Origin of the sequence: Desulfovibrio sp. Fe33, assembly GCF_028532725.1 — a bacterium.
Lineage (GTDB): Bacteria > Desulfobacterota > Desulfovibrionia > Desulfovibrionales > Desulfovibrionaceae > Pseudodesulfovibrio.
On record NZ_JAQKGU010000003.1, the window covers coordinates 124,807 to 141,203 of the forward strand.

Annotated in this window: 14 protein-coding genes; 4 read left to right on the forward strand and 10 right to left on the reverse strand. The window is 57.2% G+C overall.

All coding sequences use genetic code 11. The features are described from left to right. Positions 1–3 precede the first annotated feature (3 nt). Entirely contained in the window at positions 4–1,278 is a 1,275-nt protein-coding gene (locus PSN43_RS05715) for a CgeB family protein (RefSeq protein ID WP_272699766.1), read from the forward strand. A gap of 68 nt (positions 1,279–1,346) precedes the next feature. On the opposite strand, the gene PSN43_RS05720 is transcribed toward PSN43_RS05715, so the two are convergent. The 10 genes from PSN43_RS05720 to xerD all read right to left on the reverse strand — a co-directional run bounded on the left by PSN43_RS05720 (position 1,347) and on the right by xerD (position 13,562). Then, positions 1,347–2,570: a replication-associated recombination protein A gene (locus PSN43_RS05720; RefSeq protein WP_272699767.1), complete on the reverse strand. Its 1,224-nt coding sequence runs from the start codon at positions 2,568–2,570 to the stop codon at positions 1,347–1,349. Next, a complete protein-coding gene (locus tag PSN43_RS05725) occupies positions 2,555–3,307 on the reverse strand; it encodes an RsmE family RNA methyltransferase (RefSeq protein ID WP_272699768.1) in 753 nt (250 codons plus the stop codon). The genes PSN43_RS05720 and PSN43_RS05725 overlap by 16 nt, the downstream gene beginning before the upstream one ends. A gap of 46 nt (positions 3,308–3,353) precedes the next feature. Next, entirely contained in the window at positions 3,354–4,592 is a 1,239-nt protein-coding gene (lysA, locus tag PSN43_RS05730; RefSeq protein ID WP_272699769.1) for a diaminopimelate decarboxylase, read from the reverse strand. 98 nt (positions 4,593–4,690) lie between these two features. After that, the gene (locus PSN43_RS05735) at positions 4,691–5,137 is read right to left on the reverse strand and encodes a hypothetical protein (RefSeq protein ID WP_272699770.1); all 447 of its coding nucleotides are present in this window, start codon (positions 5,135–5,137) and stop codon (positions 4,691–4,693) included. A gap of 3 nt (positions 5,138–5,140) precedes the next feature. Next, positions 5,141–7,750, reverse strand: coding sequence for a DNA mismatch repair protein MutS (gene mutS / locus PSN43_RS05740; protein WP_272699771.1), 2,610 nt, complete (start codon positions 7,748–7,750; stop codon positions 5,141–5,143). Positions 7,751–7,795: 45 nt separating this feature from the next. After that, positions 7,796–8,941 carry a tetratricopeptide repeat protein gene (locus PSN43_RS05745; protein ID WP_272699772.1) on the reverse strand — a complete coding sequence of 382 codons (1,146 nt, stop codon included), beginning with the start codon at positions 8,939–8,941 and terminating at the stop codon, positions 7,796–7,798. A gap of 8 nt (positions 8,942–8,949) precedes the next feature. Then, entirely contained in the window at positions 8,950–9,309 is a 360-nt protein-coding gene (locus PSN43_RS05750; RefSeq protein ID WP_272699773.1) for a LapA family protein, read from the reverse strand. Between the two features lie 10 nt (positions 9,310–9,319). After that, a complete protein-coding gene (locus PSN43_RS05755; protein WP_269943677.1) occupies positions 9,320–9,808 on the reverse strand; it encodes an HIT family protein in 489 nt (162 codons plus the stop codon). A 118-nt stretch (positions 9,809–9,926) separates the two neighbouring features. After that, entirely contained in the window at positions 9,927–12,614 is a 2,688-nt protein-coding gene (locus PSN43_RS05760; protein WP_272699774.1) for a CBS domain-containing protein, read from the reverse strand. A 24-nt stretch (positions 12,615–12,638) separates the two neighbouring features. Then, positions 12,639–13,562, reverse strand: a complete 924-nt coding sequence (gene xerD / locus PSN43_RS05765) for a site-specific tyrosine recombinase XerD (protein WP_272699775.1) — start codon at positions 13,560–13,562, stop codon at positions 12,639–12,641. Between the two features lie 206 nt (positions 13,563–13,768). Between xerD and PSN43_RS05770 the strand changes: the two genes are divergently transcribed. Genes PSN43_RS05770 through PSN43_RS05780 form a run of 3 tightly spaced genes read left to right on the forward strand, consistent with a single transcriptional unit; the run spans position 13,769 to position 15,735 of the window. After that, positions 13,769–14,935 carry an LL-diaminopimelate aminotransferase gene (locus tag PSN43_RS05770; protein ID WP_272699776.1) on the forward strand — a complete coding sequence of 389 codons (1,167 nt, stop codon included), beginning with the start codon at positions 13,769–13,771 and terminating at the stop codon, positions 14,933–14,935. Between the two features lie 8 nt (positions 14,936–14,943). Beyond that, the gene (gene folK / locus PSN43_RS05775; RefSeq protein WP_336314022.1) at positions 14,944–15,435 is read left to right on the forward strand and encodes a 2-amino-4-hydroxy-6-hydroxymethyldihydropteridine diphosphokinase; all 492 of its coding nucleotides are present in this window, start codon (positions 14,944–14,946) and stop codon (positions 15,433–15,435) included. 24 nt (positions 15,436–15,459) lie between these two features. Beyond that, positions 15,460–15,735, forward strand: coding sequence for a transcriptional regulator (locus tag PSN43_RS05780; RefSeq protein ID WP_272699778.1), 276 nt, complete (start codon positions 15,460–15,462; stop codon positions 15,733–15,735). Positions 15,736–16,397: the final 662 nt, after the last annotated feature.

The window sequence follows — 16,397 nt, forward strand, 5'->3', positions numbered from 1 at the left end:
CCAATGGAAACGCTACGCATTCTCGTAATACTGCCGCTCTACGGCGGCTCCCTGCCCATCGGCCGGTATGTGGCCTCGGCACTGAAACAGGAAGGGCACCTGACCGAGGTATTCGAGGCTCCGGCCTTTTATCCGGCATATACCGCCCTCAACGACCTCAAGGTAACCACCGATCGTTTGGATTATTTGCAGAATTCCTTTCTTAACGTGGTCAGCCAGTCCATCCTGGCAAAGGTGGAGACCTTTCAGCCCGACCTGGTCCTGGCCATGGCGCAGGCCCCGCTCAATCAGCAGGCCTTAAAAAGACTTCGCCGCGACGGAGTGGCCACCGCCATGTGGTTCGTCGAGGATTACAACCTTTTCACCTATTGGAAGACGTTCGCCCCGTTGTACGACGTCTTCGCGGTGATCCAAAAGGGAAGTGTTTTCGAAGACCTGGCCGCCATCGGCCAAGCGAATGCGCTCTACCTGCCGCTGGCGGCGCAACCGGACTTCCATCGACCGATGGACTTGTCGTCCGTGGAACAACGCAAATTCGGCTCCGAGGTCTCGTTCATGGGCGCCGGGTACCCCAACCGGCGCAAGGCCTTCCGCGAGCTGGTCAACTTCGATTTCAAGATATGGGGCACGGAGTGGGAGGGCGACCATGTCCTCGAGCCGCTCGTCCAGCTTAAGGGAGCGCGTGTAACTCCCGAAGAATGCGTGAAAATATTCAACGCAACCAAGATCAACCTCAATCTCCATTCCAGTGTCCAGGCCGACGAGCTGGTCACGTTCGGCGATTTCGTCAATCCGCGTACGTTCGAGCTGGCCGCCTGCGGCGCATTTCAGTTGGTGGACAGGCGAACCCTCATGCCGGAGGCCTTTGCGGAAAACGAACTGGCTACCTTCTCTTCCATGGAGGAACTCGCTGAAAAAATTGAATACTTTTCTTCCCGTCCCGAGGAGCGGCAGGCTTATGCGGACAGGGCGCGCGCCCGGGTGCTCAAGGACCACACCTATGCACAGCGCATGAACTCATTGCTTGAGTTCACGGCCGAACGAATTCCCGGCTGGCCAAAACCGCGTGATGCTTCGCCTGCCTTCGACGCGAATTATCCCCCCGAACTGAAGCGGGACATTCTTGATCTGCTGTCCCGGCTCGGTCTGCCCGAAGATGTTTCTTTCGAAGACCTGGTCTGGGCGGTGCGGCAGCAGCAGGGCAAGCTGAACGACCTGGATACAGCCATTCTCTTTTTGGACGAATGGCGCAAATTGTATAAAAAAAGGTCCCAGTAAAAACCTAAAGTACTTCATGAAGAAAAAGCCTGGTCAATTTGCTAACCAGGCTTTTTTGCAGAATTTAATTACCGCTGTTTTTTGAATTGGCGCAACCAGGCATTGAGTCGCGGCTCTTCGCCCTGGTCTTTGGGGTGATAGAACCGACGCCCGGCAAGCTCGACGGGAAGATAGTCCTGATCGGCCCAACTGCGCGGGAAATTATGGGGGTAAAGATAGCCTCGCCCATAGCCCCATTCCCGCTGTAGCGAACTGGTCGCGTTGCGCAGATGGAGCGGGACAGGTTGCGGCCCGTTTTCTCGCACTTCCTTTTGGGCTGTACGATAGGAGGCGTAAGTGGAGTTGCTCTTGGGAGCGAGAGCAAGATACACGGCGGTCTGAGCCATGGGGATGAATCCTTCCGGCATACCGATGGCTTCCACGGCCTGATGGCAGGCCATGGCCTGGTTCAAGGCGAACGGATCGCCGAGGCCGACATCCTCCGAAGCGGAAATGACCAGTCGTCTGGTGACGAAACGCGGGTCCTCACCGCTTTCCAACAGGCAGGCGAGATAATAGAGTGCCGCGTCCGGGTCCGAACCGCGAATGGACTTAATCATGGCCGAGACCAACTCATAGTGGGAATCGCCGTCGCGATCGCCCCTGACAACGATTTCCGGCAGAGAATCGCGCAGACATTCCGGGCACCGTTTGTCTTTGGGGAGCTCAGCAGTATATTCAAGTAAATTCAAGAGAGTGCGGGCATCTCCTCCAGCCATGGCCGCGAGCATCTTGTGGCTTTCCTCCTCAAGATCAACGCCAAGTTCCTCGGCTCCGCGATGGGATACGCCTATCAGTTCCTCACGGCTGAGCTGGCGCAGCCGCAGGACATGCAGCCGGGAAAGGAGCTGACGGGTGACGCTGAAGGAGGGGTTTTCCGTGGTAGTGGCCAGCAGGGTGATCTCGCCGCTTTCGAGTATGGGCAGAAAAAAGTCCTGTTGAGCCTTGGAAAATCGGTGCAACTCGTCAAGAATGAGCACTTCCTGCCCAGGCAGCATCTTGCGGAGCGCGGTAAGTCCGGCCTCGGGGGCGCTGACTCGCAAATATTTCTTCCCGGTCAATTGCGCCAGCAGAAGCGCCAGAGTGGACTTGCCGCAGCCGGGAGGCCCAAAGAGCAACAGGCTGGGCATACGTTTGGATTTGGCAAAAGCCTCGATCCGATTGCGGATATGGCTCTGGCCAACGAAATCGTCCATCGAGACAGGCCTGATCCTGTCGGCAAGTGGTTGGCTTTCTTCTATTTCAAGCTGCATGACCTATCCTGTGCGCCAAACAAGGCGAGACTGAGGCAGTAAACGGCGGCAGTCTCCCATCGCAGAATGGAAGGCCCGAGCGTAACCGGAGCGAATCCGGCACCGATAAGCCTGTCCGCTTCGGCGGAGTCGAAACCGCCTTCGGGACCGATTACTACAAGAGTGCGTCCTTTGGAAAGCATTGAAGGCGACAGGGCGACGGAGGCCTCTTCCGCCTCCCAGGCCAGATACAAGCTGTCAAAATCCCCGGCAAGGGAGAGCAGACCCTCCAGGCCGCCGGAAACCGTTTCGAGAGCGGGCAAACGGACGGCCCCGCACTGCTTGGCCGCCTGGATGAATTTCTCGTTCCAAGTGCCCTTGGGGTCGTCGGGAGGGGTTCCCTGACTGCGCGCGGCCCGCCAGAAAACAATGCCGCGCCCCTGGAGTTCCACTGCCTTTTCCAGAAGATAGTCCCGTCTTTTGGATTTGCCCCAGCCTATAGCCAGGGTCAGGCCGCCCTCGGGCTCTGGATGCTCGGTCAGTTCAACGGCCTCCAGCTCAGCGCGATTCTTGGCAATATCAAGCACCTTGAAGAGCCCGTCGCGCCCTTGCCCGTCAAAAAAACGAACCACCTGGTCGCGTTCCGTACGCAGGATGGTTCCCATGTGCCGAGCCTCGGGGCCGGTGAGAATAACGATGTCCCCGCAACTTGCGGGCCATTGATCCGGCGGCAGGTGGAAGGTGTTCAATCGCGCCATGGCAAATCCGAAAAAAAGGCCGGAGGCGAACCTCCGGCCCTTCGCGCTAGAGTTCGTTTTCTATAAGGTCTTCATACGTTTCCCGCTTCCGGGCGACAATGACCTTGTCTCCATCCACCAGCAATTCGCAGGCGCGCGGCCTGGAGTTGTAATTGGAAGACATGGTGAAGCCATAGGCTCCGGCCGAATAGAGAACCAGCCTTTCGCCCTGTTCGACGGCGGGCAGTTCCCTGTCGCGGGCCAAAAAGTCGCCGGACTCGCAGATGGGGCCGACCACGTCGTAAACCTTGGGATCGCGTCCCTTGGGCTCCACTTCCGCGATGCGATGGTAGGAACCATAGAGGCTCGGGCGGACCAGGTCGTTCATGGCCGCATCAACGATAAGAAAGTTCTTGGTCGGATTGGACTTGGTGTAGACCACTTCCGTGACCAGGATGCCCGCGTTGCCCGCAATGACACGCCCCGGTTCGAGGATGACCTTGAGAGGCAGCGCCTTGAGCCGCTCGCTCAACGCCTTGCCGAATTCGGCGGGGTGGGGCGGTTCCTCTTCGTTGTAGGGGATGCCCAAACCGCCGCCCAGATCAAGGTACTTGATCTTGATGCCGAGTTCGCCGAGCTTTTCGTAGAAGACAAGGAGCTTGTCCAGAGCTTCCAGGAACGGGTCAAGGCTGGTCAGCTGGGAGCCGATGTGGCAATCCATGCCCACAGGCTCGATGTGTTCAAGTTCGGCGGCACGCTTGTAGGCCTCCATGGACAGGTCTATGTCCAATCCAAACTTGTTCTTCTGCATTCCGGTGGAAATATAGGGATGGGTTTGCGGGTCCACATCCGGATTGATGCGGAAGCTGATCCGTGCGACGGTGCCCATTTCACCGGCCACCTGATTGATGCGCTCCAATTCCGCCATGGATTCCACGTTGAACATGAGAATGCGCGCTTCCAGGGCCTCGCGAATCTCTGAATCCCGCTTGCCCACGCCGGAATAGACAATCCGACCGGGGTCAACCCCGGCCCGCAGGGCGCGATAGAGTTCGCCGCCGGAAACGATATCCATGCCCGCGCCTTCTTTGGCGAGCATTTTGAGCACGGACAGATTGGAGTTGGCCTTGACCGAGAAGCAGGTCAGATGGTCCAGCTCGTTGAAAGCGGAATCAAAAGCATGAAAATGCCGCTTGAAGGTCGCGGTGGAGTAAATATAAAGCGGTGTGCCATACTGGCTCGCCAGTTCAGGAACACTCACTTCCTCGGCAAAAAGGACGCCGTCCCGATGTTCGAAATGATGCATGAGGTTCGATCTCCTGATAAAGATGTATGGGGATCAATACGCCCTAAAAAACAATATCATCCAATACTTTTCAGATATAAAAAGAAATGCCCGGCCCTCTAGGGCTCGGCCTGGAACACGTCGGTATACTCCAAGGCCATGGTCGGAAGCTCGCTTTTCCCGGACACCCGGAATCGATACTCGACCCCCGGTTCAAGCCCGCAGATGCTCAGCTTCAGGACATTGCCGTCCAAGTCGAACCCCTCCTGGCCGCGAGTGAAATGCCGGGCATTGCGCGGGACGAACGGACATCCTGCACACCCCTGGCCCGCGCCGTCGCCAACCGCTTCATAAAGGACGCTTGCCCGCCACAGCCGATTCGTCGCGCCGCGAACGTCCACTTCAAGGACCAGACATTCATCCTGCCGGACGCCTTCGATAAGCCTGAGGGTGAAGCGGTCCTCGCTTCTGGCAGCCTGTGGCCACTGTTTGCGCCCCATGGCGCAGCTTGACAGCGAGGTCAGCCCGAAGAGGAGGAGAGCGGTTATGACGACGAATTTGCGCATGGATCAGTCCTTAATCATGTCCTTCCACTGATTGAGAAGCATGAGCGCCTGAATGGGGGGCATGCCGTCCACATCCAGATCCGTGAGCTGGGTGATGATCGGGTGCTCGCACAGCTCCCGGTCGATCTTGATGGGCGGTGCGCCGAAACCGGGCAACAACGTCTGGGACGCGCGGTCCACCGCCCCTTTAGCTTGGCTATCCTGCGATTTTTCTTCGAGCTTCGCAAGAATTTCCCTGGCGCGTTCCACCACGGGGCGGGGCACTCCGGCGAGACGGGCAACTTCAATGCCGTAGCTGCGGTCGGCCGGACCGGGAACAAGCCTGCGTAAAAACACGATATCCCCTTTCCACTCCTTGACCGCGATGTTGAGATTCCGCAATCCCTCGATCTTGCCTTCCAGGCTGGTCAGTTCGTGATAGTGGGTGGCGAACAGGGTACGGACCGAGCCCCCGGCGCGCGTGGACAATTCCTCGACCACGGCCCAGGCGAGCGAAAGGCCGTCGTAGGTGCTGGTGCCTCGGCCGATCTCGTCGAGAATAACCAGGCTTCGTTTGGTGGCTTGTCTCAGGATGCGCGCGGTCTCGGTCATTTCGACCATGAACGTGGAATGCCCCTGAGCCAGGTTGTCCGAAGCGCCCACCCGGGAAAAAACGCGGTCCGCCAGACCGATGCGAGCGCTGCGGGCCGGAATGAACGAGCCGATCTGGGCCATGATGGTTATGATGGCCACCTGGCGGAGCACCGTGGATTTACCCGCCATGTTCGGCCCGGTGATGAGCAGGATACGGCGGCTTTCGTCCATATGGAGATCGCCGGGAATGTAATTCGACGCCCCCATGGCCGCTTCAACTACGGGATGGCGTCCTTGTTCGATATCGATTTCAAGCCCTTCGTGCAGGACGGGACGGGTCCATTCGTTGACCCGGGCCGCCTCGGCCAATCCCTGCCAGTAATCCAGCGAGGCGATCACATCGGCCATGAACAGGAACCGGGACCGGGCCTTGGCCAGCAATTCGCGCAAATCCTGGAACAACTTGTATTCGAGGCTCTTGCGTTCTTCGCTTGCGGAAATGATCCTATCTTCCAGTTCCTTCAGCTCGGGAGTGATATACCGTTCGCTGTTGACCAGGGTCTGACGGCGGATAAAGTGATCCGGTACCTGTCCTTTGTACGCCTTGGAGACCTCGAAATAATAGCCGAAAACTTTGTTGAAGCCGAGTTTGAGCTTCGGAATGTCGCTTTTGGCCATTTCGGCCCGGTGCAGCTCCTTGAGCCGGTCCTCGCCGTGCTCATTGAGCTCGATCAACTCGTCCAGAACCGGATCGTATCCCTTACGGAACAGGCCGCCGTCCGAAATTACGGGCGGCGGACAGTCGACAAGGGCGCTATCCAGCAGGGCGCACAGGTCCTCCATGGCATCCCATTTATTGAAGATACGCTTCAAGTCCGGAGCGGGCTCTAGAGATTCCTCGGCGGCAAGGAGCTTGCGGAGCGGAGGTAGCATTGTCAAACTGCGCCGCAGAGCGATGAAATCCTTGGGATTCGCTCGGCCAAGGAAAATGCGTGTGGAAAGCCGTTCCAAATCGTAGACCGAGTCAAGGCCATGCCGGATATCGCCGCGCAGACGGTCTCGGTCGAAGAGAAACGCCACGCACTCCTGGGTCTTTTCGATGGGTGTGAGGTTGCGCCAGGGTTGACGCAGGCGGGCTTCAAGCAAGCGGCCGCCCATCGGCGTCATAGTCCGGTCCATGACCTGCCACAGGGTGCCGAGACCGGTTCTACCGTCAAGCCTGCGGAAAATTTCAAGATTGCGTTCGGTGACTTCGTCAAGCAGGAGATGCTTGCCGAGGTTCAACGGCTTGAATTCGCCCAAGTGGCCGAATTCGCCTTTCTGCGTCTGATCCAGATAGGTGAGAAGCGCTCCGCACGCCCTGACCAGTTCGTCTTTGCCCGTCAGCCCGAGGGCTTCCAGATCGGCGACTTTCTGCACCTCCAGGACGCGGTTTCTCGCCCCGGCCAAATCAAAGAATGCGCCGGCTGCCACGGATGTGACCTGACCGGCCAGGTCATTGAACTGGGGCGGCACCTTCACGCCTTGAGGCAGAAGCAATTCGCTCGGGTCGATCTTGACCATCCACTGCCACAGTTCCGGCTCCCTGCGGCTGTATAAACCGGACCACTGCCCCGTGGAGAAATCGACCCAGGCTATCCCTCCGGCATCCTTGGCGCTGTCCCAGTAGAGCGCGCCGAGATAGTTGTTGGCCTTGGACTTGAGATTGGAATCCTCAACCACGGTGCCGGGAGTGAGAACGCGGGTCACGTCGCGCTTTACCAGCCCCTTGGCTTCCTTCGGGTCCTCAACCTGGTCGCAGATGGCGATCTTGTATCCCTTGTCGAGGAGCTGACTCAAATACGGCTCCACGGAGTGGTGGGGCATACCGCACATGGGGATGGGATTTTCGTCGTTGGGATTGCGGCTCGTAAGAGCGATCTGAACCGCGCGGGAAACTACCTCTGCATCCTCGAAGAAGAGTTCATAGAAGTCGCCCATGCGAAAAAACAGCAGGCAGCCCGGATTTTCCTCCTTGAAGCGGAGGTACTGCTCGAGCATAGGAGTCAGTTTCTTTTGTACCACGAGAAGATCTGTACGCTTGAATTATTCGTTGATCTCGGTTCTGAAGGCAATGGAGTGCCAGCTATGGCAACGCGGGCAGTTGAAGAAAATCTGATCGCGCTTCAGGCCGCAATGGCGGCAGAAGAACCGCCGGACCTGCCTGGCCCGGTCGATGAAAAAGGAGAGCTGTTCCTTGAAAAAAGGCGTCAGGGTTTGCTCGGTCCGGGACAGGTCGAACAGCTCAAGCCGCGCCTGCCAGAAATCGGCGTTGAGCATGAGCGCCTTTTCAAGCCAGGGGCGGGCGTTTTCCGTGTCCTCGATGCGAAGGAGCAATAGGGCCCCGTAGTGAAGCAGCAGGACGTCCGGCTCCTGGGTCTCAATGATGGGGACCACCACACGGACGACCTTTTCGTCAGGACACGTCCCTGACCATTCCGTTTCTTCGCCGAAAGAGTTGACCCGGGCTCTTTCCGCCTGGTCCAGAGCCTGCAACAGGCCCTCGAAGAGGACGAAACGCAATTCCGGGGCCACATACGCCAGGGCCTGGGCGAGGATGTCGCCGACCTTGGCCGCATTGCCGCTCTTGTACGCCTGAACCATCTGCTCCAGCCATGCCTCCACAGCACCCGGATAGGCGCGAATGGCATGGCGAAGGGCGCGATGGCCCTGGGAGGCATTTCCCTCGGCGAAACGATCCTTGGCCAGACGGACCAGGAAATGCGCCTGCGGCAAGGGCAGATCAAGCTGGCCATAGGATTCGGCGGCTTTTTCGTAGTCACCGCGCTCGGCCGTCAGCCGGGCCATTTCCCTATGTATGGAGATGGGGTCCTGCCCGAGAGAGCGGGCCTGATGAAAGGCTTTTTCGGCCCGGTCCAGAAAACCGGCGCGACGAAAATCGCGCCCCAGTTCAAACCAGGCGCGGGCCTTGAACTCGCGGTCCAGGCCCGGCCTGACAATGAGACTGTTTCTAATCTGGATGGCGCGCTCAATCTCGCCCTGAGATCGGTAGAGACTGCCGAGAGCCAGGTAGATTTCAACCGCTTCCGGGTCGTTCTGGACGACCTTGCTGAGTTCCTCGATGGCCGCACGGGTATCCTGCACCGGCAGGGATTCCCCGTTGCCAGCGGCCCGAGTCGCATCACTCGTGAAGCTCGGTGTCTTCTTGCGGTTGAATATATTCCAGCCCATGGCGATTCCTAGGCGTTTTCCTCTTCCTTGTTCTCGACGGAGGAGAAGGAAGTGTCAGCGCTGATGGGCATGTTGCGCAGGGAGTTGAGCTCCTGCTCCAGGCTGGCCATGCGGGTGCGGCATTCCTTGAGCTTGGAGGCGCCGCGGAATTTGTCCACCGCGAAATAGATCATGGTCAGCAGGGCGCCGGCCACGAAAGCGGTCAGGATCAGAAATCCGAAGGGCAGGGGAATGGAATGCAGGGTGGCTACGTAGGGAATATCGAGAACCAGTACCAGGTTCTGAAGCAGGACATCATTGTTCTGGCTGAAGAACAAGATGGAAAAAACGAAAAGCACCAACAGAAACAGGACCTTGATAAAACGCATGCGGTTCTCCTTAAGCTGTTATCGCATCAAACAGCGGCTTGAGACGGCTGTAGGTTGAAGACAGGTGTTCGGGGATGACCGTGGTCTCGCCGAAGACGGCCATAAACGACGCGTCCCCATTCCACCGGGGGACAATCTGAAAATGCATGTGCTGGGCGATACCGGCCCCTGCCGCCTCACCCAGATTGAGCCCCATATTGATCCCTTGGGGGTGGAATGCCTTTTCCAGCACTTCGATGCAGCGCCTGATCCAGAGCATACAGTCTTGGGACTCTTCCAAAGTCAGATCCGTCAAGTGGCTCACATGACGGTAGGGGGTGACCATGAGGTGCCCGTTGTTGTACGGGAACTTGTTCATGATTACGAAACAATGTTCGCCTCGGGCGAGGATGCACCGCTCCTCGTCCTCACTCGTGCCCTCGGGAATGCAGAAGACGCACTCCTCGGGTTTGGGACCGAGTATATATTCAAGACGCCAAGGCGCCCACAGAACATCCATTATCCACTTCCGTTTCAATTTCATGAGGTTGAAGGTTGTATTCGCGACAACCGCTCACACATACCAACACCTTGATTTTCTACACGGCTTGTCCGTAGAGGGCAAGGGGGTAAAGCGTCTAGTCCTCACCCTTTTCAGCGTAACTCGCCGAGAGCTCCCTGTTCAACCTCTTGGCCAGATTCAATTGTTCGTGACGGGTTTCAGCGCGTCCGTCGATCTTGGCGATCATCAGCTTGTCCAGAATGGCCGTGTAAATGGGGCCGGGCTCAATACCGATGTTCTTGAGGTCCTTGCCGTTAACATCTATTTCAATATATTGCAATCTAGCGAGATATTGAGAAATATTCCTTCTGATATATTCCTTTCGGCTGCGCGCCATGAGGAAGAGAACCCCCTCGACAGGGACGGGGTGAAGAATCTGATAAAGACGGCTCAATTTGGAGCGTCCCTCTTTCCAGCCCATGAGCTTCATCAGCGCTTCGCCGATCATATCCCGCAGTTGGAAGAAATCCCGTTCCTCTTTTTGGGTGAAATGCAGCCGCTTCGTCACCTGGCCGAGATCCTCCCGCTTGATGCCCATGGTCATGCCCAGAATGTAGAGTTTCCAAGGGATAACAGACGGCTCCAGGTAAAGTAGCTTGTACCAGTTATGGACCTTGGCCAGTTCTGTCAGAATCTGGATTCGATCACGGTCGAGGCTCAAAAGAGGGTGGATGGCTTCCATGATGCCCAGTTCCTGCATACGCAGCAGGCAGGAAAGAGGGTCGTCCTCATTCATGATGAGCTGCAACTCGTGCATGACGCGGGTCCCGGAAAGCTTGCTGAAAAGCTTGAGACTGAGCGCGTTCTTGATAAGCCGCATGGTCTGACCGCCGATCTGGAAATCGAATCGCCGCTCGAACCGTATGGCCCTGAGAATGCGTGTAGGGTCTTCCACGAAGCTCAGGGAATGGAGCACGCGGATGGCCCGGTTGCGGATGTCCCGGTCCGCCCCGAAAAAGTCCACGAGTTGACCGAAACGGCCGGGGTTGATGCGCAGGGCGAGGGCGTTGATCGTAAAATCACGCCGATACAGGTCCATCTTGATGGACGAAAGCTCCACCGTGGGCAGGGCTGCGGGGTATTCGTAGTATTCCAGCCGGGCCGTGGCCACGTCCACCCGTTGGCCGTCCTCAAGAATGACAAGGGCGGTCTTGAACTTGGAATGCGCCTTGACCCGGCCGCCGAGCCTGTCCGCAAACCGTTTGGCGAAAACAATGCCTTCCCCCTCGACCACCAGGTCGAGATCGAGATTGGGCCGTCCCAGCAGGATGTCACGCACAAAACCGCCGACCGCATAGACCTCCCAACCCAACTCGGCTCCCAGGTCGCCCGCTTCCTTGAGCAGATCGAGCATACGCTGAGGCAGCCGATTCCTGACCTGCGCGGCGATATTCCGCTCCCTGCGGCGGTCAGGCATAAGTGAATCGGGGATGCGCGCAGGCTCCTCGATCAGCATGTTCATGAGGTCCGTACGGGTGATGACCCCCACCAGGTTTTCGTCTTCCACCACGGGAAGCATCCGCTGGCGGTTGTTCAGTATTATTTCCATGACCCGATAGAGATCGGTCTTTGACTCCACCGTCTCGAAATTCCTGGTCATGTACTCGCTCAGCCCCACCTCGCCGAGATGGTGGGAAAGGGCCTTGTCCGCGATCTTGTGGCCGATGATGCCGATGCACCGCATGGTCCCGCCCGCCACAACCGGCACATCCTTGAGCCCGTAACGGGTCATCAGTTCGACCGCGTCCGCAATGGTCTTGTCGCCCTCGATGACCACGGGAGGGCGGGACATGAGGGATTCCACCACGATCTGCGGATTGATCTGGGAATAAAAGAGGGCGAACAGGTCGTCGCGCACCTCGGCAAGGGTGCGGTCCTTGATAGTGGCCGAGGCCGCCGAATCATGCCCGCCGCCTCCAAGGGACGAGCAGATGCGGCCGACATTGACGTCCGGGCTTTTGGACCGGGCCACCAAATGGATGCGGTCGGCCATGCGCCCCAGCGCAAAGACAACCTTGATCTTCTCCATGTCCATAAGCTTATGCACCAGCAGGGCGAAATCCGGAACGAATTTGTCCGTGGACATCTCGGTGATGACCACATCCACGCCATGGATGTCATAGGTCTTTGCATTCTTGAACAATTCACCAAGATACGTAACCTGCATGGCCGACAGGTCATGGGACAGCAGATCGGCGATAACCTCGAGATTCATGCCCTGGGACTTGAGCCAGCCCGCAGCTTCGAAATCCTGTGGAGTAGTGGTGTTGAAACCGAAAGAGCCGGTGTCCTCGTATATGCCGACACCAAGCAGGGTGGCTTCCTCTTCGTTGAGGGAGAGGCCACGCTCCCGTATCTCATGCACTATTATAGTAGTGGTGGAGCCCCAATCCCGGACCACGACCTTCTCTGCGGGCAAATCCTCCTCGCTGTCCGGGTGATGGTCGTAGAGATGTATGCGTAAGCCCTCGTTGTCCAGAACGGGCCGCACGTGGGAAATCCGCGATCGCTGCCGGGTATCCACGACCACCAGCAGCTTCACGGAGTCGGGATCAATATCCTTAAACGCCTTGAAATTGAAAAGATATGTGGTGCTCTCGATAAAGAAGTTTCGCAGGTTGGATTCCTGGCTGCCCGGGAAAATAAGCACTGCGCCGGGGTAGAGCTTGCTGGCCGCGACCATGGCCCCCAGAGCGTCGAAGTCCGCATTGGCGTGGGCCGTGATCACGGTCGGGGCCTTTATCTTATCTGGCGTGTTTTTCATAAGGTGTTCTGGCGGTTGCAGTGATCACATGGTTGATCTTGGATGGAATTTGCGGTGCAGGGCCTTCAACCTGCTGGACTCCACATGGGTATAAATCTCGGTGGCGCTGATGTCCGCATGGCCAAGAAGAATCTGCACGGTTCGCAGGTCCGCGCCGCCCTCCAGCAGATGCGTGGCAAAGGAGTGACGGAAGGTGTGAGGGGAAATCGGGCGCTTTATGCCCGCCGCCTCGGCGTATTTCTTGATGAGTTTCCAAACTCCCTGGCGGGTCAGTCCCTTGCCCGAACGATTGAGGAACATGAAGTCCGCGCAAGGCTTGAACCCGGGCCGGGTAAACTCCAGATAATGGTTGAGATAGTCCTGGGCCGTGTAGTGGATGGGGATGAGGCGGTCCTTTGCGCCCTTGCCGAAAACCTTAAGCATCCCCACCTGTGGGTCGTAGTCCAAAACCTTCATCCCGATCAGTTCGGAAACCCGCAGGCCCGCCGCATAGAGAAGCTCCAACATCACCTTGTCGCGCATACCGAGCGGAGTGGAGGTGTCAGGCAGGGCAAGCACCCGCCCCACCTCCTCACGGGTCAGGAATTCAGGCAACTTGCGCGGCAGTTTTGGGTTTTCGAGGAGCTGGCCGGGGTCTTCCTTGTACCATTTCTCTCCCACGGCAAAAGCGAAAAAGCCGCGTAGGGAGGAGAGGTGACGCGCCAGGGAGCGGCTTTTCAGACCTCTGGCACGAAGATGCGTCAGATAAAGGAAAAGAGTCCTGTCGGTCAGATCCTTCAGGGCGAAGGAGCGTTCTTCCAGAAAGGCGAGGAGGGAACTAAGGTCGTTGGCGTAACCCGTCAGACTGTTCTCGGACAACCCCTTTTCGATCAGCAGGTACTCAAGATAACGGTCCACCCAGGGATGATTGTACTCGTTGATGTTTTTTTCTTTTTCCGGGTGTGTCATAATCACTGCCGAATCGGTTTGATACTATTAAAGTATTGGATGATATCCCGTATAAAAAGGTAATTGCCGCACTGCACGGGAAACAAGCACGATCGCCAGCATCCTTGCTACCAAGGTGAGGGTCAAAGCGCAATGGTTCGCATTGACACAGGGTCATGCCCCCATTATGAAAGTGCTTCAATATCGGATTCCAAGGAGAGACATACATGTCTGAATTCAAACTGGCCGACCGTTTGTCGACCCTGCCTCCGTACCTTTTCGCCGCCATCGACAAGGCCAAGGCGGAAGTAGCCAAAAAGGGCATGGACATCATCAGCCTGGGTATCGGCGACCCCGACCTGCCCACCCCTGACTTCATCATCGAAGCCCTGTACGAGAGCGCCAAGAAGGCTCCGAACCATAGGTACCCCGACTACATAGGCATGTTGGCTTTCCGCCAGGCCGTGTCCGACTGGTACAAACAGCGCTTCAACGTCGACCTCGATCCCAAGACCGAGATTGTCAGCCTGATCGGCTCCAAGGAGGGCATCGCCCACTTCCCGCTGGCCTACGTCAATCCCGGCGACACGGTCCTGGTGGCCACTCCCAACTATCCGGTATACGGCATCGCCACTGAATTCGCGGGCGGCAGGGTGGAATACCTGCCTCTGCTCGAGGAAAACGACTTCCTCGTCGACCTGGACGCGATTTCCGACGACACCTGGGCCAAGGCCAAGATGATCTTCGTCTGTTATCCGAACAACCCGACCGCGGCCACGGCGACCAAGCCGTTCTATGAGAAGCTCATCGAGAAGGCCAAGGAATTCAACGTAATTGTTGTTTCCGACGCAGCCTACACCGAAATTTACTACGATCCCGAGAACAAGCCCCTGTCCATCATGGAATGCAAGGACGCCAAAGACGTCTGCATCGAATTCCATTCCCTGTCCAAGACCTACAACATGACCGGCTGGCGTATCGGCATGGCCGTCGGCAACGCGAGTCTCGTCGCGGGCCTGGGCAAGATTAAGGAAAACGTGGACTCCGGCATTTTCCAGGCCGTGCAGGAAGCCGGCATCGCCGCCCTGAGAGAAGGCGAGCCTTTTGCCGAAAGCTTCCGGGCCATCTACAAGGAGCGCAGGGACGTCGTCAGCGCCGCCCTGACCAAAATCGGCATCAAGCACCGCGTCCCGGACGCGTCCTTCTACCTTTGGTGCAACGTTCCGGAAGGGCACAAGTCAGCTGAATTCGTTACGAACGTCCTCATGAAGACCGGCGTTGTCCTGACTCCCGGAAACGGCTTCGGCACGCCTGGAGAAGGGTACTTCCGCATCTCCCTGACCGTGAACAACGACAAGCTCGAGGAGGCAGTATCCAGAATTTCGAAACTGTGATCTGCTACGTGAGCCTAGGCTCGAACGTGGGAGACACTGAAGAAAACCTCCACGAGGCTTTGGTCCTGCTTGAGGACTACGGCGACGACATCCGCTTGCGGAAGGTCTCTGAATGCTACGTGACCGAGCCTCAGGGGCAGGTCAAGGATCAGCCGTGGTTCACCAACCAGGTGGTGGAGCTCGAAATCGACGCCGAGATCTGGTCGCCGCCGGGCTTTCTGTCCACCTGTACGGCCATTGAGGCCAAAATGGGCCGCACCCGGGCTGTCCCGGGAGGTCCCAGGCCCTTGGATATGGACATCATCGCGTGGGGCGACACCGTTATGGATATGGATTTCCTGACCCTGCCGCATCCTCGCGCCAAGGAAAGGGCGTTTGTTCTGGTGCCGCTCAAAGAAATCGCGCCGAATTACGTCTTTCCGGACGGCACGACCATAGACGAGGCCCTGGACGCCATCGAATATCGGCTGGAAGATCGAAAGATCTGGCAGGACTCCTGATAAAACCAACCAACGAGGCTACCCATGCTTAAATTTCTTGTCATCGCGGCTGCATTGTTTCTGGTCTACAAGCTCTTCATGGGCGACAAGCAAAAACGGGAAATGCGAAAGGACAAGTCCATCAAGCAGAAGGTTGCCTCCGGCGAAATGGTCAAGGACCCGTCCTGCGGGACCTATGTTGACAAGGATGGAGACATCCGCGTCCGTGAAGGGGACAAGGTCCACGTCTTCTGTTCCTACGAATGCCGTGACAAGTACCTGAAACGCATCGGCGCATCGGTTCCGAAAGAAGAAGAATAGGCTTCCAGACCACATCCTAAAATCAAAGGCCCGACTCAGGGCCTTTTTTTACGCCCTCAGTCAGCCCTTAAGACGATTTGGCCTCCAAAACGCCCCTTGCCTGCAAGACCCAACAAAACTCGGCTCAGACGAGTTCCCGAAGGCAGGGCGGCTTCCTGTCGGTTAACGGCTCAATCAAGGGCTAACACGACCTGAAGCAAGGCATCCGCACATGCCAAGACGCGGAGGCTGTCGATGGCGAATCCTTCCCATGCCAAGGGACCGCCTGGAGCGTGATGTCGACGTCTGTGCCGACTAGGCATTCTTATCCAGATTACGCTCAATACGACCCGCATATAAATTTAGCTCTCAGTTCAGCGGAGAGCGATTTTCCCTTTCAAAACAATGTCGACATCGGCCGCAACCCCAAAAACGCAGCACAGAGCATTTGTCGCAACCGATCTTTCGTGAAGTCATCAGTAGGCGACGATGTGACCAACTTACAAAGTGAGCTTTAAGAATTTTAATCTAACTTTCCAGTGTGTTATATATTTGTCTCATAATGTAAATTATGTAAACTTTTAACAAATAAAGTCCCAAAAGGGACAATCGTAACCGTTCGGATTCACCCTTCGGCTTCTTTGCGGATCAGCAACGAAACGACTCCCAAGCACCTGTCGGAC